At 61.2% G+C, this 18,812-nt stretch carries 19 protein-coding genes; 12 read left to right on the top strand and 7 right to left on the bottom strand.

Annotated features, from left to right (window positions below):
- Window positions 1-74: 74 nt before the first annotated feature.
- The 11 genes from rplQ (at window position 75) to D1820_RS10105 (ending at window position 11,087) form a co-directional block, all read left to right on the top strand.
- On the top strand, window positions 75-497 hold the full coding sequence (rplQ, locus tag D1820_RS10155) for a 50S ribosomal protein L17 (protein WP_014875980.1): 423 nt from the start codon (window positions 75-77) through the stop codon (window positions 495-497).
- 188 nt (window positions 498-685) lie between these two features.
- Window positions 686-2,083, top strand: a complete 1,398-nt coding sequence (locus D1820_RS10150; RefSeq protein WP_118070136.1) for a trypsin-like peptidase domain-containing protein — start codon at window positions 686-688, stop codon at window positions 2,081-2,083.
- A 2-nt stretch (window positions 2,084-2,085) separates the two neighbouring features.
- Complete coding sequence (locus tag D1820_RS10145) at window positions 2,086-3,408, top strand: replication-associated recombination protein A (RefSeq protein WP_118068899.1); 1,323 nt, start codon at window positions 2,086-2,088, stop codon at window positions 3,406-3,408.
- 134 nt (window positions 3,409-3,542) lie between these two features.
- Entirely contained in the window at window positions 3,543-3,923 is a 381-nt protein-coding gene (gene crcB / locus D1820_RS10140; protein ID WP_118068898.1) for a fluoride efflux transporter CrcB, read from the top strand.
- Entirely contained in the window at window positions 3,920-4,966 is a 1,047-nt protein-coding gene (locus D1820_RS10135; protein WP_014875976.1) for an RluA family pseudouridine synthase, read from the top strand. The genes crcB and D1820_RS10135 overlap by 4 nt, the downstream gene beginning before the upstream one ends.
- A 12-nt stretch (window positions 4,967-4,978) precedes the next feature.
- Window positions 4,979-5,647: an HAD-IA family hydrolase gene (locus tag D1820_RS10130; RefSeq protein WP_118068896.1), complete on the top strand. Its 669-nt coding sequence runs from the start codon at window positions 4,979-4,981 to the stop codon at window positions 5,645-5,647.
- A 4-nt stretch (window positions 5,648-5,651) separates the two neighbouring features.
- Window positions 5,652-6,359: an ATP12 family chaperone protein gene (locus tag D1820_RS10125; RefSeq protein ID WP_118068895.1), complete on the top strand. Its 708-nt coding sequence runs from the start codon at window positions 5,652-5,654 to the stop codon at window positions 6,357-6,359.
- Window positions 6,360-6,588: 229 nt separating this feature from the next.
- On the top strand, window positions 6,589-7,605 hold the full coding sequence (locus tag D1820_RS10120) for an amino acid ABC transporter substrate-binding protein (RefSeq protein WP_014875973.1): 1,017 nt from the start codon (window positions 6,589-6,591) through the stop codon (window positions 7,603-7,605).
- 143 nt (window positions 7,606-7,748) lie between these two features.
- Window positions 7,749-8,981 (top strand): amino acid ABC transporter permease, encoded by a 1,233-nt coding sequence (locus D1820_RS10115; RefSeq protein WP_118068893.1) that lies wholly within the window; start codon window positions 7,749-7,751, stop codon window positions 8,979-8,981.
- Between the two features lie 3 nt (window positions 8,982-8,984).
- Window positions 8,985-10,283 carry an amino acid ABC transporter permease gene (locus D1820_RS10110; RefSeq protein WP_118068892.1) on the top strand — a complete coding sequence of 433 codons (1,299 nt, stop codon included), beginning with the start codon at window positions 8,985-8,987 and terminating at the stop codon, window positions 10,281-10,283.
- 12 nt (window positions 10,284-10,295) lie between these two features.
- Entirely contained in the window at window positions 10,296-11,087 is a 792-nt protein-coding gene (locus D1820_RS10105) for an amino acid ABC transporter ATP-binding protein (RefSeq protein ID WP_040174773.1), read from the top strand.
- 158 nt (window positions 11,088-11,245) lie between these two features.
- Here D1820_RS10105 and D1820_RS10100 read toward each other — a convergent pair whose 3' ends face one another.
- From D1820_RS10100 to argB, 4 genes are all read right to left on the bottom strand, one after another.
- Window positions 11,246-11,704: a DUF411 domain-containing protein gene (locus D1820_RS10100; RefSeq protein WP_118068890.1), complete on the bottom strand. Its 459-nt coding sequence runs from the start codon at window positions 11,702-11,704 to the stop codon at window positions 11,246-11,248.
- 216 nt (window positions 11,705-11,920) lie between these two features.
- Window positions 11,921-12,418: a histidine phosphatase family protein gene (locus tag D1820_RS10095; RefSeq protein WP_096872672.1), complete on the bottom strand. Its 498-nt coding sequence runs from the start codon at window positions 12,416-12,418 to the stop codon at window positions 11,921-11,923.
- Window positions 12,415-13,158: a ferredoxin gene (locus tag D1820_RS10090; protein ID WP_118070134.1), complete on the bottom strand. Its 744-nt coding sequence runs from the start codon at window positions 13,156-13,158 to the stop codon at window positions 12,415-12,417. Before D1820_RS10090 ends, D1820_RS10095 begins: the two co-directional genes overlap by 4 nt.
- A 128-nt stretch (window positions 13,159-13,286) precedes the next feature.
- Window positions 13,287-14,147 carry an acetylglutamate kinase gene (argB, locus tag D1820_RS10085; protein ID WP_118068888.1) on the bottom strand — a complete coding sequence of 287 codons (861 nt, stop codon included), beginning with the start codon at window positions 14,145-14,147 and terminating at the stop codon, window positions 13,287-13,289.
- Window positions 14,148-14,362: 215 nt separating this feature from the next.
- Here argB and D1820_RS10080 point away from each other — a divergent pair, with 215 nt between their 5' ends.
- Window positions 14,363-15,091, top strand: coding sequence for an SDR family NAD(P)-dependent oxidoreductase (locus tag D1820_RS10080; RefSeq protein WP_118068887.1), 729 nt, complete (start codon window positions 14,363-14,365; stop codon window positions 15,089-15,091).
- A 90-nt stretch (window positions 15,092-15,181) separates the two neighbouring features.
- On the opposite strand, the gene yihA is transcribed toward D1820_RS10080, so the two are convergent.
- From yihA to yidC, 3 genes are read right to left on the bottom strand one after another with little or no spacing between them, the layout of a single operon-like run.
- A complete protein-coding gene (yihA, locus tag D1820_RS10075; protein WP_040174763.1) occupies window positions 15,182-15,832 on the bottom strand; it encodes a ribosome biogenesis GTP-binding protein YihA/YsxC in 651 nt (216 codons plus the stop codon).
- Window positions 15,832-16,584 carry an MOSC domain-containing protein gene (locus D1820_RS10070; RefSeq protein WP_118068885.1) on the bottom strand — a complete coding sequence of 251 codons (753 nt, stop codon included), beginning with the start codon at window positions 16,582-16,584 and terminating at the stop codon, window positions 15,832-15,834. Before D1820_RS10070 ends, yihA begins: the two co-directional genes overlap by 1 nt.
- Window positions 16,581-18,398, bottom strand: coding sequence for a membrane protein insertase YidC (yidC, locus tag D1820_RS10065; protein WP_118068883.1), 1,818 nt, complete (start codon window positions 18,396-18,398; stop codon window positions 16,581-16,583). Before yidC ends, D1820_RS10070 begins: the two co-directional genes overlap by 4 nt.
- Between the last annotated feature and the right edge of the window lie 414 nt (window positions 18,399-18,812).

Below are 18,812 nucleotides of genomic sequence, written 5' to 3'. Positions count from 1 at the left end.
CACGCCCCAAGGTGAGCCGCTGACACGCATCAGCAGCCTGACAAAGCAAAAACGCAGATCAAAGGACTATCAAAATGCGTCACGCACGTGGTTACCGCCGCCTGAACCGTACTCATGAGCACCGTAAGGCCCTGTTCTCCAACATGGCTGGCTCGCTGATCGAGCACGAGCAGATCAAGACAACCCTTCCCAAAGCAAAAGAACTGCGCCCGATCATCGAAAAGATGATCACCCTGGCAAAGCGCGGCGACCTGCACGCCCGTCGTCAGGCCGCGTCCAAGCTGAAGGAAGACAAGGACGTCGCAAAACTGTTCGAGGTTCTGGGCCCGCGCTACAAAGACCGTCAGGGCGGCTATGTCCGTATCCTGAAAGCCGGTTTCCGCTATGGCGACATGGCACCGATGGCGATCATCGAATTCGTTGATCGTGATCGCGATGCCAAAGGCGCCGCCGATAAGGCACGTCTGGCCGAAGCAGAAGCTGCTGCTGACGAATAATCAGATCGGTCATCTGACCGGACCTGACCCCCGCTCTGGCAACAGGGCGGGGGTTTTTCGTTTTCGCACTCCGCGCGGTGGGCTGAAAGTGGGTGGGTGAAAATGCAGCGTTTTTCCCCCGCAAATCCAACCTTGTAAAAGATGCCTCCGGTCCGCATATCCTGTTCACAAGAACAATCGGAGTCGTCATGTTTCGCGCAATCCTGACCGCAGCGGGCCTGTTTCTGGCCACTCAGATCCCCTCTACACAGGCGCTCGCGGATACCCGTGTGCCGCAGAATCAGGCAGAGATTTCCCTCGGTTTCGCGCCGCTGGTGAAAGAGGCCGCGCCGGCAGTGGTCAATATCTACGCCAAGATTGTTCACGAACAGCGCCGCACGCCCTTCATGAATGACCCGTTCTTTGATGATTTCTTTCGCGGATTGTCGAAGCCTCAGCCCCGTGTGCAGAACTCCCTCGGCTCTGGCGTGATCCTGTCACCGGATGGAATCGTGGTGTCGAATTACCATGTTGTTGGCATGGCAACGGATATCCGGGTGGTGACCACCGACCGCCGTGAATATGCCGCACAGGTGGTGCTGGCGGATCAGGCCAGTGACCTGGCCATTCTGCAATTGGAAGAGGCCGAAGACCTGCCCTATCTGGAGCTGCGCGACAGTGACGGGGTTGAGGTGGGTGAGCTGGCGCTGGCCATCGGCAATCCCTTCGGCGTTGGTCAGACGGTCAGCAGCGGGATTGTCTCAGGTCTGGCGCGCAGTGGCGCCGCCACGGGGGAGGGGATTGGCTATTTCATCCAGACAGATGCGCCAATCAACCCCGGCAACTCCGGTGGCGCGCTGATTGACGTCAATGGCGATCTGATCGGTATCAACACCCGCATCGTGACCCGCTCCGGCGGCTCCAACGGCATCGGCTTCGCCATCCCGGCCAATCTGGTGCGGGCCTTCATGCGGCAGGCCCACGACGGGGCCGAGGAATTTCAGCGCCCCTGGGCCGGGATGATGGGGCAACCGGTGGATGCGGATCTTGCCGCCTCGCTGGGGATGGATCTGCCGGAGGGGATGGTGATCTCCGAACTGCACCCCTTCAGCCCATTCACCAAGGCGGGGTTCGAGGTCGGCGATGTGATCCTTGACGTGGCCGGGCAGGCGGTGAACTCCCCGTCGGAGATGGTGTTCCGCATGTCCGTTACCGGGCTCGGCGATACGGCAGAGGTTACCCGTTTGCGCGCAGGCGAACGCGAGGTGCTGACGGTGGAAATGATGCTGGCCCCGGATGAGCCACCTGCCAATCCGCTCAGCCTTGATGAAAACACGCCGCTGCCGGGGCTGACGGTCGCGCGGATCAATCCGCAGTCGATCCTACGGTTCCAGCTGCCGATGTCCTCTGACGGGGTGGTGATCACCGACCCCGGCGCTTATGGCGGCCGCGTCGGTCTGCGCGCAGGGGATATCATTCTGGGCATCAACAATGAGGCGATTGCCTCGCCCGCTGATGTGTCTGCTGTGCTGGCGACTGTTGGCCGCTGGATGAAGGTTGATCTCAACCGGCAGGGCCAGCGCGTCTCGCTGCGCTACCGGCTCTGATCATGGCGGATCTCTTTGACAGTGGCGATGCCGCCCCCCGCCCGGACCCACAGTCGGAGGTGAACCGCCCGCTGGCGGATCGCCTGCGTCCGCAGTCGCTGGCAGAGGTGATCGGTCAGGCGCAGGTCCTTGGTGAGGAAGCCCCCCTCGGGGTGATGCTGGCCTCCGGCTCCCTGTCGTCGCTGATTTTCTGGGGGCCACCCGGTGTGGGCAAGACCACCATCGCGCGGCTCTTGGCGCGGGAGACGGATCTGCATTTTGTGCAGATCTCGGCCATTTTCACCGGTGTGCCGGACCTGAAGAAAGTGTTCGAGGCCGCCAAGATCCGCCGCCAGAACGGGCAGGGCACGCTGCTCTTCGTGGATGAGATCCATCGATTCAACAAGGCCCAGCAGGACGGGTTCCTGCCGCATATGGAGGATGGGACGATCCTTCTGGTCGGGGCCACGACCGAGAACCCGAGTTTTGAGCTGAACGCCGCTGTGCTGAGCCGCGCGCAGGTTTTGGTTCTGGAGCGGTTGAGCCTTGCCGATCTGGAACGGCTGACCCAGAGGGCGGAGCAGGAACTGGATCGCGCCCTGCCGCTGACCCCGGATGCGCGGGACGCCTTGCAGGAGATGGCCGATGGCGACGGGCGCGCCCTGCTGAATCTGATCGAACAGGTTGCGGCCTGGAAGGTGGAGAGCCCGCTGGGGCGTGAGGCGCTGGCCGCACGGCTGATGCGGCGGGCGGCGAAATACGACAAATCCGGTGATGAGCATTACAATCTGATTTCCGCGCTGCATAAATCCGTTCGCGGTTCGGACCCGGACGCAGCCCTTTATTGGTTCGCCCGCATGCTGGAGGGGGGAGAGGATCCCCGATACCTGGCCCGCCGCCTGACCCGGATGGCGGTTGAGGATATCGCCCTTGCTGACCCGCAGGCGCAGGGTATCTGCATTCAGGCTTGGGAAACCTATGAGCGTCTGGGCAGTCCAGAGGGCGAGCTGGCGCTGGCGCAGGCGGTGATTTATCTGGCCCTCGCGCCGAAAACCAACGCCGGCTACATGGCCTATAAGGCGGCGCGCCGACTGGCGAAGCAGACCGGCAGCGCCCCGCCGCCGAAACATATCCTGAATGCGCCGACCAAGTTGATGAAGTCGCAAGGTTACGGTGACGGTTATGACTACGACCACAACGCGGCAGATGGGTTTTCTGGACAGAACTACTTTCCCGACGATGTGCCACGTCCGGTGCTATATCAGCCGGTTGAGCGCGGGTTCGAGCGCGAGTTGAAGCGCCGGACCGAGTATTTTGCCAATCTGCGCGCCAAACGGAACAGCTGATCCGGCTTTGCGGGACAAAGCCGGTGCCTGCGGCGCGAGTATTTTGGGAAAGGTGACGGGCCTGCGCCGCTGCGCAATGCTGCCATGCTTGCGCAAAACTTGACATCCAAGCGCCAGCCGGCGACAGACCGTTGATGGTTTTTTCGGTTCTATATGTGGCCTTGGGCGGCGCGATCGGTGCTGCCTGCCGCTATCTGGTCGGTTTGGGGATGTCCCGCCTATTTGGGGTGGGAGAATTTCCGGTGGCGATTCTGACGGTGAATGTGATCGGCTCCTTTCTGATGGGCGCCTTTGTTGTCACGGCCGCCCATAAGGGGCTGACCCACCTGAGCCCTTTTGTGATGACTGGCCTTCTGGGCGGTTTCACAACGTTTTCGGCCTTCTCGCTTGAGACGGCCACCCTGATCGAGCGCGGCGCCTTCGGGCAGGCTGCGCTCTATGTGCTGTTGTCCGTGGGCCTGTCGGTCGGCGGGCTGTTTTTCGGCCTGATGGCCGCCAGAGGAGTGTTCGCATGAGCGGCGTACAGATGATTACCGTCAGTGAAGACGACGCAGACCAGCGTATTGACCGCTGGCTGCGGCGGCTGTTCCCGCATGTGAGCCAGGGGCGGATCGAGAAGATGTGCCGCAAGGGCGAATTGCGTCTGGATGGAGGCCGGGTGAAGGCCAACAGCCGCGTGGCAGCCGGGCAGGTGGTGCGCGTGCCGCCGCTTGGGGCAAGCGATCTGAAACCGGCGGAGGCGCCGAGCTACCGGATTTCCGAAGCGGACGCCAAGATGATCCGGGGCTGTGTGATCTACAAGGACGATGCGGTCATCGTGCTGAACAAACCGGCAGGTCTGGCGGTGCAGGGCGGCAGCGGCACCACCAAACATGTCGACGGGCTGAGTGCCGCCTTGCAGTTTGATGCGGAGGAAAAGCCGCGTCTGGTGCATCGTCTGGACAAGGACACCTCAGGTGTATTGGTGCTGGCGCGCACCCGTCTGGCGGCGCAGTCGCTGACCGCAGCCTTCCGCCATCGCGCCACCCGCAAGATCTATTGGGCGCTGGTGGCCGGGGTGCCGACGCCCTATCTCGGTGAAATCAAATGCGGGCTGGTGAAGGCGCCGGGACACGGCAAATCGGGCGAGGGCGAGAAAATGATCGCCATCCATTCCAATGAGGTGGACAGCACACCCGGCGCCAAACGCTCGCACACCCATTATGCCACGCTCTACCGTGTGGCCAGCCGTGCGGCCTGGGTTGCGATGGAGCCGATCACCGGCCGCACCCACCAGCTGCGCGCGCATATGGCCGAGATCGGTCACCCGATTGCCGGTGACGGCAAATACGGTGGCTCCAGTCAGGAAAACCTCGGCGATGGCTGGGGTGCGCAGCTGGGGGGGATTATCTCCAAGAAGCTGCATTTGCACTGCCGCCGTATGGCGTTTGAGCATCCGACCACGAAAAAGCCGCTGTCGATCACAGCACCTTTGCCCGATCACATGAAGGACAGCTGGGACACCTTTGGCTGGTCCGAAGATCTGGCAGCAGAAGATCCGTTTGAGAGCCTGCAATAAGGGGCTGCACAGATGAGCGGTGACTTGCGCCTGATCCTGTTTGATGTGGATGGCACCTTGGCAGACAGCCAGGGTGCCATCACCTCGGCGATGGCGGCTGCCTTTGACGGGGTCGGACTGGCGGCGCCGAGCCGGGCAGAAATTCTGTCGATCGTTGGCCTGTCGCTGCCCTTGGCGATTGCCGAACTGGCCCCAACGCTAGATGCCAGTGTTCAGGCAGAGCTGGTCGAGGGCTACAAGTCGGCCTATAAATCCGCCCGCCTGGCTGCAGGTGCCGGGCATTCGCCGCTCTACCCCGGTGCGGCGGAGGTGCTGACGGAGCTGAACGCTGTGCCGCACTATTTGCTCGGGGTGGCCACCGGCAAATCTCAACGTGGATTGGATGCGCTGATCGCGGCACATGAGCTGCGGTGTTTCGTGACCCGGCAATGTGCGGACCACCACCCGTCCAAACCGCATCCGTCCATGGTGCTGCGGGCAATGGCCGAGACCGGGGTACTGCCTGAGCATACCGTGATGATCGGCGACACCAGTTTTGACATCGATATGGGCCGGGCCGCCGGTGTGCGCACCATCGCCGTGGATTGGGGGTTTCACCCCGCTGACCAGCTGGGGGCGGATCACATTATCGACAGCTTCGCCGACCTTGCGCCGCTGTTGCAGAACATCTGGAAAGACTGACGATATGAGCGAGTGGAAACAGAAACGATTCTGGAAAACCGTCTCGGTGGCAGAAACCGAGAATGGGTTTGCGGTGGAACTGGACGGGCGGCGCGTAAAAACTCCGGCAAAAGCTGCGCTTGCTGTGCCGGGTCGCGACATGGCCGAGGCAATTGCGGCGGAATGGGAGGCGCAGACCGAATCAGTCGACCCGTCGACGATGCCGGTAACGCGTTCTGCAAATGCTGCAATCGACAAGGTGTCGCATCAGCATGGCGAAGTGTCGGATATGCTGTCGGACTACGGCGATTCCGATCTTTTGTGCTACCGCGCGGAGATGCCGGCCGAGCTGGTGCAGCGTCAGGCCGAGATCTGGGACCCGGCGCTGGAGTGGGCAGCGGAAACGCTCGGCGCCCGGCTGGAGCCGCGTTCCGGGATATTGCATGCACCGCAAAACCCCGAGGCGCTGGCGCGGTTGCGCGGCTTAGTCCATGAAATGACACCATTTCAGCTGGCGGCCTTCCACGATCTGGTGGCGATGTCAGGGTCCTTGGTCCTTGGGTTTGCAGCGGCAAAGGGCTGGCGCCCGGCGGATCAGATCTGGGAGATGTCACGGCTGGATGAGCTGTGGCAGGAGCAGCAATGGGGCCAGGACGAAGAGGCCCAGGCCACTGCTGACCTGAAACGCCGTGCGTTTTTACACGCTAAGCGGTTCTACGATTTTTCCTGTTAGCGCAATATATTACCGAGATTGCCGCGCAGCCGCAAAAATCGTTCGCGCCCACGAAATTGTTCGCTATGCGCCCATCGAAATTCCTGATCCCGCACTTGACGTTTGTTGATGAATGCGACCACACTCGGTCGCGAAATGGGCAAAACCCTGTTTCAACACCTATCTCCGGCATGGCTGGTGCCGGGCAAAAAGAGCCGCCAAATAGGCGGACAATCAGGAAGAGGTAAACATGAAGAATAAGGTAATTTTGGGTGCGCTGACTGTTGCTGGTCTGGCCGCCGGTGCCGCTGCGGCGGGAACGCTGGATGACGTCAAGGCCCGTGGCAAGCTGAACTGCGGCGTGACCACTGGTCTGGTCGGCTTTGCAGCGCCCAATGCCAATGGCGAATGGGAAGGTTTTGACGTTGCTGTCTGCCGCGCGGTTGCTGCGGCTGTACTGGGCGACTCGACCGCCGTTGAATTCGTGCCGACCACCGGCAAAACCCGCTTCACCGCTCTGGCCTCCGGCGAGATCGATATGCTGGCGCGGAACACCACCTGGACCTTCAGCCGCGATGTCGATCTGAAGTTCGAATTTGTTGGTGTGAACTACTACGACGGTCAGGGCTTCATGGTTCCCAAGGAACTGGGCGTGTCCTCCGCGAAGGAACTGGACGGCGCGACCGTCTGTATCCAGACCGGTACCACAACCGAGCTGAACCTGGCGGATTTCTTCCGCTCCAACAACATCAGCTACGAGCCGGTTCCGATCGAAACCAACGCTGAAGCACAGCAGCAGTATCTGGCTGGTGCCTGTGACGTCTACACCACCGACGCCTCTGGTCTGGCGGCGACCCGCGCGACCTTCGATGATCCTTCGGCGCATGTTCTGCTGCCCGAAATCATCTCCAAGGAGCCGCTGGGCCCGCTGGTTCGTCACGGCGACCACGAGTGGGGCGACGTTGTGCGCTGGAGCCTGAACGCACTGGTCGCAGCTGAAGAGCTGGGCGTGACCTCCGCCAACATCGGCGAAATGGCTGCTGGTACCGAGAATCCGGAAATCAACCGTCTGCTGGGCACCGAAGGTACCCTGGGCGAGATGCTGGGTCTGTCGGCTGACTGGGCGAAAAACGCCATCGGCGCTGGCGGCAACTACGGCGAAGTCTTTGCGAAGAACATCGGCGAAGACACTCCGATTGGTCTGGCACGCGGTCTGAACGCACAGTGGACCGAAGGCGGCCTGCTCTACGCACCGCCCTTCCGCTAAGAACGACTGAGGAAAGGGCGCAGGACCAACCTGCGCCCTTTTTTCCTACCGACCTATCCTAACAAAAACGCTTGAGGTCTGACGCGAGCAGGGAACCAACCCCGCCGATCAGTTGACCTATAAGCCACGGGGATCACACATTCATGTCAACTCTCACTGACCCTCCAAAGGCACAGTTTCAGCTGTCCATGTTGGTCAACGATACCCGCTATCGTTCGTTGACCTTCCAGGCGATTGCTGCACTGGTTCTGGCCTTGGCCATCTGGTATCTGGGGAACAACCTAATTCAGAACCTGCGGGCCGCGGGTCTGAATATCTCATACGGGTTCCTCGGGGATCCATCCGGTTACGATATCAACCAGCGTCTGATCGAATACGACAGCCAGTCCAGCCATGCGCGCGCGGCGGTTGTTGGTGTTCTGAACACGCTGCTGGTGGCCGTTCTTGCCTGTATCACTGCCACCATCTTTGGTGTGGTTGCGGGTGTTCTGCGCCTCTCCAACAACTGGCTCGTCTCCAAATTGATGGCCGTTTATGTGGAAATCTTCCGCAATATTCCGGTTCTCATCTGGATCATCATCATTTTCACCATCATGACCGCCGTGATGCCGGGGCCTCGGGAATTCCGGGGTGACAACGCCACGTCGAGCATGCTGTTTGACCTCTTCGCCTTTACCAACCGTGGTGTCTACATCCCGATGCCCTGGTTCGAGAGCGGTTTCTTCGCCTCGGGTGCGTTGAACTGGCTGGTGATCATCGCAGTGTTGGTCGGGTCCTTCCTTGTGATGCGCAGGGTTGAGACCAACGCGACCAAAACGCAGGAAAAAACCGGCGTACGTCCCAACACCAAGCTGATTGCCCTGGGCGTCTGGCTGGTGCCACTGGCGCTGGTCCTGTTTGTCATGGGCCTGTCCTGGGAAGTGCCTGAGCTGAAAGGCTTCAACTTCAAGGGCGGTATCAAGATCGGTGGGCCGCTGATTGCCCTGTGGTTTGCTCTGTCGATCTACACCGGTGCCTTCATAGCGGAAAACGTGCGTGCGGGTATTCAGGCCATCAACAAGGGTCAGACCGAAGCTGCCGCAGCGCTGGGTCTGCGTCCGGGCCGGATCATGAACCTCGTGGTGCTGCCGCAGGCGCTGCGCGTCATCATTCCGCCGCTGATCTCCAACTTCCTCAACATCACCAAGAACTCCTCGCTGGCGATTGCTGTGGGCTATGCCGACATCACCGCGACCCTTGGCGGCATCACGCTGAACCAGACCGGCCGCGCCATCGAATGCGTGCTGCTGCTGATGTTGTTCTATCTCACCGCGTCGCTGCTCATCTCTATGGTGATGAACGTCTACAACGCATCTGTGAAACTGAAGGAGCGCTGAGACATGAGCGATACACACGCACAAACTGTCGCCTTTGTCCGCGAAACCCAGATCCCGCCGGCGCCGCCTCCGGGCCGCGAGACCGGGGTCTATAAATGGATGCGCGAGAATCTGTTCTCCAGTGTCCCCAATTCGATCCTGACCCTGGCGGCGCTGGCGCTGATTTATGCTCTGCTGAGCAGCACCCTGCCGTGGTTGCTGAACGGCGTCTGGACCACCAACTCTCTCGCGGAATGTCGTGAGGTTCTGGATGGCAAGGTTGGCGCCTGTTTCTCGGTCCTGACTGAGCGTTGGAACCAGCTGCTCTATGGCTTCAAATATCCGGGCACGGAATATTGGCGCCCCAATCTTGCATTGGTGTTGTTGCTGGTTGCATTGGCCCCCGTGCTGTTCTTTGATCTGCCGCGCAAGCTCCTGGCCTTCACCGCGATCTATCCTTTCCTGGCCTTCTGGTTGATCTGGGGTGGTTCCATCCTGGTGCCGATCGTTGCTCTTCTTGGCTTTGTTGCTGCCGGGTTCGTGTTTCAGAAATTCGGCAAAGGCAGCTTTGCTCTTGGGTTCTTCGGTGCGATTGTTGCGGCGATCGTGGTCTGGAATGTCGGTGGGCTGCTGATCCCGGAAGGGGCGTCTGACAACGCAATGCTGTCGGCTGTGCCCTCGCGAGATTTGGGCGGCTTCATGCTGAACATGATGCTGGGTGTCACCTGTGTGTCGCTGTCGGTGCCGCTTGGTATCGCGCTGGCGCTGGGGCGTCAGTCCAACATGCCTCTGATCAAGTGGATCTGCGTCGTTTTCATCGAATTCGTGCGGGGCGTGCCGCTGATCACCCTGTTGTTCGTGGCGTCTGTGATGCTGTCCTACTTCTTCCCGCCAGATGCCACCGTGGACCTGTTCCTGCGTGTGGTCATCATGATCACCCTGTTCTCTGCGGCCTATATCGCCGAAGTGATCCGGGGCGGTCTGGCCGCGCTGCCGAAGGGGCAGTATGAAGCAGCAGACAGTCTGGGGCTGGATTATCCGCAGGCGATGCGCCTGATCATCCTGCCGCAGGCCCTGAAGATCTCGATCCCCGGTATCGTGAACGTGGCCGTTGGCCTGTTCAAGGATACCACGCTGGTGTCGGTCATTTCGATGTTCGACCTGGTGGGCATGATCCGTGGCCCGATCCTCGCCTCCACTGAGTGGAACGGCGTTTATTGGGAACTCCTCGGCTTTGCCGCCTTCCTGTTCTTCATCGTCTGCTACGGCATCTCTCAATACTCACAGTGGCTCGAGCGTCGTCTCGCCACCGATCACCACTAAGGAGTTCAACATATGTCTGAACTTATGTCCGACCGCGCCATCGACCGCTCCAAAATGCAGGTGAGCGACGAGGTTGCCATCGAAATCAACAATATGAACAAGTGGTATGGCTCGTTCCATGTGCTGCGCGACATCAATCTGACCGTCAATCAGGGCGAGCGGATCGTGATCGCGGGTCCGTCGGGGTCCGGCAAATCCACTTTGATCCGCTGCCTGAATGCGCTGGAAGAGCACCAGCAGGGCAAGATCATGGTGGATGGCACCGAACTGTCGAACGATCTCAAGAACATCGACAAGATCCGGTCCGAGGTTGGCATGGTGTTCCAGCACTTCAACCTGTTCCCGCATCTGACGATCTTGGAGAATTGCACCCTGGCGCCGATCTGGGTGCGCAAGACGCCCAAGAAAGAAGCCGAAGAGCGGGCGATGCACTTCCTGGAGAAGGTGAAGATCCCCGACCAGGCGCATAAATATCCGGGCATGCTCTCCGGTGGTCAGCAGCAGCGTGTGGCGATTGCCCGCTCGCTGTGCATGATGCCGCGGATCATGCTGTTTGATGAACCGACATCGGCACTGGACCCGGAGATGATCAAAGAGGTGCTCGACACCATGATCGAGCTCGCGGAAGAGGGCATGACCATGCTCTGCGTGACGCATGAGATGGGCTTTGCCCGTCAGGTGGCGAACCGCGTGATCTTCATGGATGCGGGGCAGATCGTGGAACAGAATGAGCCGGAAGAGTTCTTCAACAATCCGCAGAGCGAGCGTACCAAGCTGTTCCTGAGCCAGATCCTCGGCCACTGAGGTCTGCCTGCTATGATATTGAAAAGGCCGGGCGTCTGCCCGGCCTTTTTTGGTCTGCGGCCCTGGCTAGGGCAGTGTCAGGGAGCACCGGCAGGGGGCGCTGCCCCCTGACCCCCGGAGTATTTCAGGAAAGATGACAGGACGCGGTTGCGCAGATGCTAGCCGTGGTGCGCAAAGATCTCGCTGGTGCCATCTGCGCGGATCAGCAACGTGGCAAAGGGGTCTATGTCGTCGCCCATCTCCATGCCGGGAGAGCCGATCGGCATGCCGGGCACGCTGAGACCCAAAGCATCGGGGCGTTCGGTGAGAAGGCGGGTGATATCTTGTGCAGGAACATGGCCTTCGATCACATAGCCCGCAACCATTGCAGTGTGGCAGGAGGCCAGCGCATCGGTGATGCCAAGCCGGGATTTCATCTGCCAGAGTTGATCATCGCTGACATTCCGGACCTCTGTTTGGAAGCCTGAGGTGGTGAGGTGGTTCACCCATCCGGTGCAGCAGCCACAGCTGGGGGATTTCATCACCTCAATCATCGGGGTGGCGTCTGTGACGGCCCATGCGCCCGTGGCGAGGGGCAGCGTAGCGGTTGCGGTGAGCAGAAAGGATCGGCGGTTCATCTCAGGGAGGCTCCATTTGCGTGGTCTCAAGTGCCCCGGATGATAGGGGATATATGCGAGAGGGGGCGCATGGGTTCCCGCGTGGGAGCGACAGGATGCCACAGATCCGTCGCCACGCCCAACGGGAGCGATTGCATGGTGATGTAGTCGCGACGGCGGCAGACCCCGGCGATGTGGCGGCGGCACTTTGAAGGTGTGGGGCTGGCGGGCCGTCGGTCAGGCGCCCAGCAACTCACGCGGGACGGTGAATTCCGCGACTTTGCCGCTGCTCCAGGTCAGATCGGCCCAGCTGTCGATGTCGAAGCGGGCGATCAGCGTGGCGCCGGTGGGGAAGTCGTCAAATCGGGAATGATCCGGTGGGTGCCGGACAATGGAATGGGCAAAGGCGGCCAGGCCGGGGTTATGGCCCAAGACCAGCACCCGCTTGTGTTCGGCCTCACGCAGCACCTGAAACAGGATTTCCGCGCTGGCGTGATAAAGCCGTTCGATAAAGACCGCAGGCGCCCCAAGCTCCATCAGATCACAGGTCTCGCGGGTGCGCTGCGCCGAGGAGGAGATCACCTGATCCGGGATCATCCCGATCTCGCGCAACCAAGTGCCAACGGCCGCAGCGGAATGGCGGCCGCGGTTGTTCAGCGGGCGGGCGTGGTCGCTGGGGGCGGAAGTATCCCAAGCGGATTTGGCGTGGCGGGTCAGGATCAGCGTGCAGGTCATTTTATGTGAAAATACCTCATGTGATGGGCGGATTGCGCCGGGAGACGGTCAGCGCCTGCGCTCAATGGGCAGGCACGGCGGGCGAGGCAGCCAGCGGACAGGCAGGACGCGCCTGCGGGGCTGTCCAGATGGTCATGGCAGGCTGCCAGATCATAGGGGCCACCATCGTTCAGGGCGGCCACCGGGCAGGCGGTCAGGCAGGGGCGGGTATCGCAGCTGAGGCAGGGCGTCTGGGCCCGTGGTGCCGACGGCAGGTCCAAAGGAGTGGTGAAATAAAGGGCGCCGCGAAAGGAGATCATCATACCGTAGCGATCATGCACCAGCATTTGCGACGGGGATGTGAAACAGCGGCCCGTTGCCAGCGCCCAGTCCACAAACGGCGCATAGGGCGGGCCTGTGAAGGGGAAGGCCGGTGTGGCCTGCCATGTTTCTGCCAATGCGGTGATGACGCGGCGCGACCAGCGGTCAACCGGGTCGGCAGCGCCGTCCTGCGCCTCTGGGCTGCTGCGGAAATATGACCAGAAGGATGGCGCCGTGCCAAGCAGGATCAGCGTGCCATGGTGGATGCCGGGTGCGGCATCCACCGGAAAGGAAGCGCCGGGGAAGCGGGACATGTCTGCAGGCGAGGGATGAAAGCCGCCGTAGATATCCAACCCAAGCCTTTCGGCGGCGTTTTGCAGCCGGGTGTAGCCTTGGGTGGTCTCAACAGGGTCAGCGACAGGTGCCGCTGCAAAATTCATGGCAACGGCCCTGTCCGTGTCGGGGGGGCTGGTCATGGCCACAGTCTAGCGCAGTTTGGCCAGTTTCCCTAAGGGGATTTCACCGTCGTCAATTGGGCGTAAAGCGCGCCGAAGCAATCAAGTAAAGCTCAGGGGCGGATCATCGACCCGGCCCCGTGGTCGGTAAACAGCTCCAGCAGCACCGCGTTGGGCACCCGCCCATCGACGATGGTACAGGCCCGCACACCGCTGCGGACGGCCGACAGCGCGGTTTCGGTTTTCGGGATCATGCCGCCGATGATCACACCGTCGCGGGTCATCGCCTCGACGTCGGCGGCTTTCAACTCTGTCACCACCTCACCTGCGCCGTTCTTGACGCCGGAGACATCAGTCAGCAGCAGCAGCCGGTCGGCCTTCAACGCGGAGGCAATGGCCCCAGCGGCGGTGTCGCCATTGATGTTGAAGGTCTCGCCATTGGGGCCCGCGCCAATGGGGGCAATGACCGGGATCATGTCCTGTTCAAACAGGTGGTGCAGCACGGAGGGGTCCATCTGCGACGGGGCCCCGACAAAGCCGAGATCCGGATCCGCCTGGGTGCAGGTGATGAGATTTGCATCCTTGCCCGAAAGGCCGACACCGGCGCCGCCCTGACGGTTGATCGCCTGCACGATGCGTTTGTTCACCACGCCGGACAGCACCATTTCAACCACATCCATGGTGGCAGCATCGGTGACCCGCTTGCCGTTCACGAAATCGGATTTGATCTGCAGTTTTTCCAGCATGGCATTGATCATCGGGCCGCCGCCATGAACGATAACCGGGTTCACGCCGACCTGCCGCAACAGCACGATGTCGCGGGCAAAGGTTTCCATCGCCTCGTCGCTGCCCATGGCGTGGCCGCCCAGTTTGATCACGACGATGGCACCGTCATAGCGCTGCAGATAAGGCAGGGCGCTTGAGAGGGTCTCGGCTGTAGCAATCCAATCGCGGTTCATGTCTTGTTTCTTCATCGTTGCAATCCCTGGAGCTGGCCGCAGCAAACGGCGCAGGCGTGGGCCATGTGTTACGCGGTTCTGCCCGCTGTGCCAAGCATCCGGCAGAGTATTCGCCCCATTGCAGTTGCCTGTTGGGGTGCTAGGTTCGCCTCAACGTGCCGATGTTGTGGCGCCGATCGTCTGACTGTCAGACGGAACCTCGGGAGTGGCTTTGGGCCAAGGATGGTAACATGCGCAAGAAGACCCTGTTGTTGACCGGTGCAAGCCGGGGCATCGGCCATGCGACGGTGCAGCGGTTCAATGCCGAAGGCTGGCGGGTGATCACCTGTTCGCGCCAGCCCTTTCCCGCCGAATGCCCCTGGGGGGGAGGGCAGGAAAACCATGTTCAGGTGGACCTCTCCGACCCGACGGACACCATCAACAAGGTGGGGGAAATACAGGAGCTGCTGAACGGGCAGCTGGATGCGCTGGTCAACAATGCCGGCGTGTCGCCCAAGGGGCCAAAGGGCGAGCGGCTGAGCACGCTGGATACCGACCTGATGACCTGGGGCAAGGTGTTCCACGTGAATTTCTTTGCCTCTGTGGTGCTGGCACGGGGGCTGAAGGATGAACTGGCTGCGGCCAAGGGATCTGTTGTCAACGTGACGTCGATTGCGGGCAGCCGGGTGCATCCGTTTGCCGGGGCGGCCTATGCCACATCCAAGGCGGCGCTGGCGGCGCTGACGCGCGAGATGGCCCATGATTTCGGCCCGCTGGGCGTGCGGGTCAATGCGATTGCGCCGGGAGAGGTGGAGACCGCGATTCTGTCGCCGGGCACCGACAAGATCGTGAAGAAACTGCCGCTGAAGCGTCTGGGTCAGCCGGAGGAGGTGGCCGCGGCGATCTACTATCTGTGTTCGGACCAAAGCTCTTATATCTCGGGCGCGGAGATTGAGGTGAACGGCGCCCAACACGTCTGATATCGGCTCTACCTTGCGGGTTAGACACAAAACGCCCCCGGATCAGCGGATCACGGGGGCGTTTGTCATATCACTGAAAGGAAGCTGGCGTCATTCCAGCCCGGCGATGATGGACCGCAGGGTGGCGATACCGTCGCCCTTCTCCGAGGAGGTCAGAACAATCTCGGGATAGGCGGCAGGGTGTTTGGACAGCGCGCTGCGCACCTGTTCCATCACCGCTGCGCGGTCCTTGTCCTTGACCTTATCCGCCTTGGTCATCACGCATTGGAAGGTTACTGCTGAGCTGTCCAACCGGGTCATGATCTCGTCATCTACCTTCTTGATGCCATGGCGGCTGTCGATGAGCACAAAGGCGCGGCGCAGGGTCTGGCGGCCGGAAAGATATTGTTTCAGCAGGCGCTGCCATTTCTCCACCACGGGCAGGGGCGCATTGGCATAGCCATAGCCGGGCAAGTCGACCAGATAGAGCTCCGGGCCTTGGGTGAAATAGTTGATTTCCTGCGTGCGCCCCGGCGTGTTGGAGGCACGGGCCAGACCTTTGGTGCCGGTGAGGGCGTTGATCAGGCTGGATTTGCCCACATTGGAGCGGCCGGCAAAGCAGACCTCGATGCGGTCGGCAGGCGGCAGGCCGGACATCGCAACCACGCCTTTGACAAATTCCGATTGTCCGGCAAACAGCTTGCGACCCTTCTCGGTCATGATTTCATCTGGCGTCTCGGCCAGGGGGAACGGCATCTGCATCAGAGCACCTTTACAGTATCGCCGACGCGGATCGCGCCGTCTTGGATGACCTCTGCATAGATAGCAAAGTCCTGATGACCCCAGCTCTCGCGCAGGGTCTTCAGCGTATCAGCGTCGCGGACGCCGGTCTCGGGGTTGGTCGTGGTTGCAAGGCAGCGCACGGTGCGCTCGCGGATGGTCAGCACCGCCTCGCCAATCTGGACATTGCGGCCGATCCAGTCGTTTTCCTCCCAGGCGGTGCCTGTGTCGAACCAGATGTTGCCGCGCCAGCGCTGCGGGGACAGCGGATGGCCGATGGCGGTCTCCACCGCGCGATGCGAAGCCCAGTTGCACAGGCTGATCGACGGAAAATCGCTGTCGGTCATGCCCCGTCCCGGCACCCGCAGAATACGGGCGGAGGCGGCGCGATCTTCGGGCATCAGGGGGCGTACCCAGTCAAGGAACCGGGGCAGGTCAGCCGCGCTATCAGGATTGAAGGTCAGCGCATCCTGCGTCGGGTGGGTCAGTGTCACCGCGCCCTTAGCCGCGTCGTAAACGGCCTCAATCGCCATCAGCTGTGGAGCTTTGGCCACACGGCTGAAGTTGGCGCAGGGCACCCAGGCGCTGCCGTCAGCCTTGGAGGCCTCATGGGCAACCGCCCAAACGCGATCGCCGGGCAGACACTGCCCGGCGACCAAAGAGGCGCTCTCCAGCGGCTCCCGACCATGTGATTTGATCGGATGCCGCCAGATATGAGTTATGCCTTCGCTCATTTCTTTTCAGCCTTCGGCGTCTTTTTGAAGCCGGATTTGATATTGCCGAACACATCGGGTTTGTAGCCGTGGCTGCGCATAATCAAATACTGCTGGGTAAAGGTGATGGTGTTGTTCGCAATCCAGTAAACCACCAGACCCGAGGCAAACCCGCCCAGCATGAACATGAAGACCCAAGGCATCCAGGCAAAGATCATCTGCTGAGTCGGATCGGTCGGCGCCGGGTTCAGTTTCTGCTGCAACCACATGGAAATACCCAGAAGGATCGGCAGAATCCCGATGAAGATCGTCGCCATCAGCGTGCCTTCGACCGGGGCGGCGAAGGGCAGCAGGCCGAAGAGGTTCATGATCGAGGTCGGATCTGGCGCGCTCAGATCCTGGAACGGACCAAAGAACGGCGCGTGGCGCAACTCGAGCGTGACGAAAATCACCTTGTAGAGCGAGAAGAAGATCGGGATCTGGATCAGGATCGGCAGACAGCCGGCGGCCGGGTTGACCTTTTCCTTCTTGTAGAGCGCCATCATCTCCTGCTGGAGCTTCTGACGGTCGTCGCCCGCTTTCTCCTTGATCTCCTCCATCCGCGGCTGCAGCTCTTTCATCTTCGCCATGGAGGCATAAGATTTATACGCCAACGGGAAGACCAGAAGCTTGATCAACACAGTGAGGCCGATGATCGCCCAGCCCATGTTGCCGATCAGCGCGTTCAGCCAGTGCAGAACCGCAAAGATCGGCTTGGTCAGGAAGAAGAACCAACCCCAGTCGATGCTGTCGAGGAAGCCCTCGATGCCGTCTTTCTGGTAGCCGCGAATGGTGGCCCATTCTTTGGCACCGGCAAACAGCATGGTGGTGGCTTCAGAGGTTTCGCCATCCGCCACTGTGACGGTCGGCAGCACGATATCGGTCTGATAGATCTCGCGACGCTCGTCGAATTTGGCAATGGAACGGAAGGCCTGACCCGGCTCTGGCACCAGGGTCGACATCCAGTAGTGGTCGGTGAAACCGATCCAGCCATTGGTTTCAACCTGAGTCACCTCGGCGCGGGCACCGCTGCGGGCGTCCACCTCGAAATCGGTCATGTCGTCATAGTCGATTTCGGCGAGGGTGCCGTCCGCCATGCCAATCACGCCCTCATGCAGGATGAAGAAGTTTTTCAGATCCTGCGGCTCGCCATGGCGGGCCAGCGTGCCGTAAGGCGCCAGCGCGACGGTGTTGCCGGAGGCGTTGGTGACCGATTGCGTGATGGTGAAGAGATAATCCTGATCAACCGCGATGGTGCGGTTGAAGGTCAGCCCCTTGCCATTGTCCCAGGTCAGGGTGACCGGGCTGTCCGGCGTCAGGGTTGCGTCACCTTCGGCCTGCCACAGGGTGTTGGCACCGGGCACATCATCAGGGCCAAGACCAGCACCCGGCGCCCAGCCATAGAGCGCGTAATAGGCGTTCGGATCACCGGCGGGGGACAGCATCTTGACGATGGCGGCATCCTCTTCCAGCGAGACGCGGTAGTCCTTGAGGGACAGGTCGTCAAGACGCCCGCCCAGCAGGGAGATGGTGCCGGAGACGCGGGGCGTGTCGATAGTGAGACGCGGCGCATCGGCGACTGCGTCTGCCTCAGCGGTGACAGCGGCGCCTTCGCTGCCAGCTGCAGGGCTGGCGGCGGCTGGCGCGGTCACGACGTCGCCCGCAGGCGTAGTCTCGGCCACAACAGCGTCCGGCTGGGGCTGCGGTTCTGGCGGTGGGAAAAAGACATACCACCCCAGAATCACCAGGAAGCTAAGCGCGGTTGCGAGAAGAAGGTTTTTGTTCTGATCGTCCATTGGGGACCGCCACCTCGTGTATGGAATGACAGGGTGTGGTTCAACAGAGATGCCCCCCAAAGGTCAAGCGGAATCGCCCCCATGGCAGCCTCGCGACGCGGATGACGGGGTATTTCCTTGTATCACCGCTGTAAAAGACCGAATTGCCGCCTTACGACGGAATGAAAGGGCGGGCGACAGGACAGGGGAGCGCGCCGGGCTGAGGTCCCCGCGCAGGGCCACATCAGATCCGCGTCAGGCCCAACGTCAGAACAAGCAGGCGCTGGATGACAGGGCGTTGGCTGGAGCAGGGGCTGAAGGCACGAGGTCCGGCGATGGGATTGGCAGGCAAGGCGGGCGGCCCGCCTAGGTAGCCAACCTGCGACCGATCAGATTGGTCATGGTCAGGGGGCGCGCTGCGTGTTGTGTGCCCGG

The sequence above is a fragment of the Phaeobacter sp. LSS9 genome (genome assembly GCF_003443595.1).
GTDB classification, from domain to species: domain Bacteria; phylum Pseudomonadota; class Alphaproteobacteria; order Rhodobacterales; family Rhodobacteraceae; genus Phaeobacter; species Phaeobacter piscinae.
The sequence above is the reverse complement of the archived record's forward strand: the minus strand, read 5'-3'. Positions and strand labels throughout refer to the sequence as shown.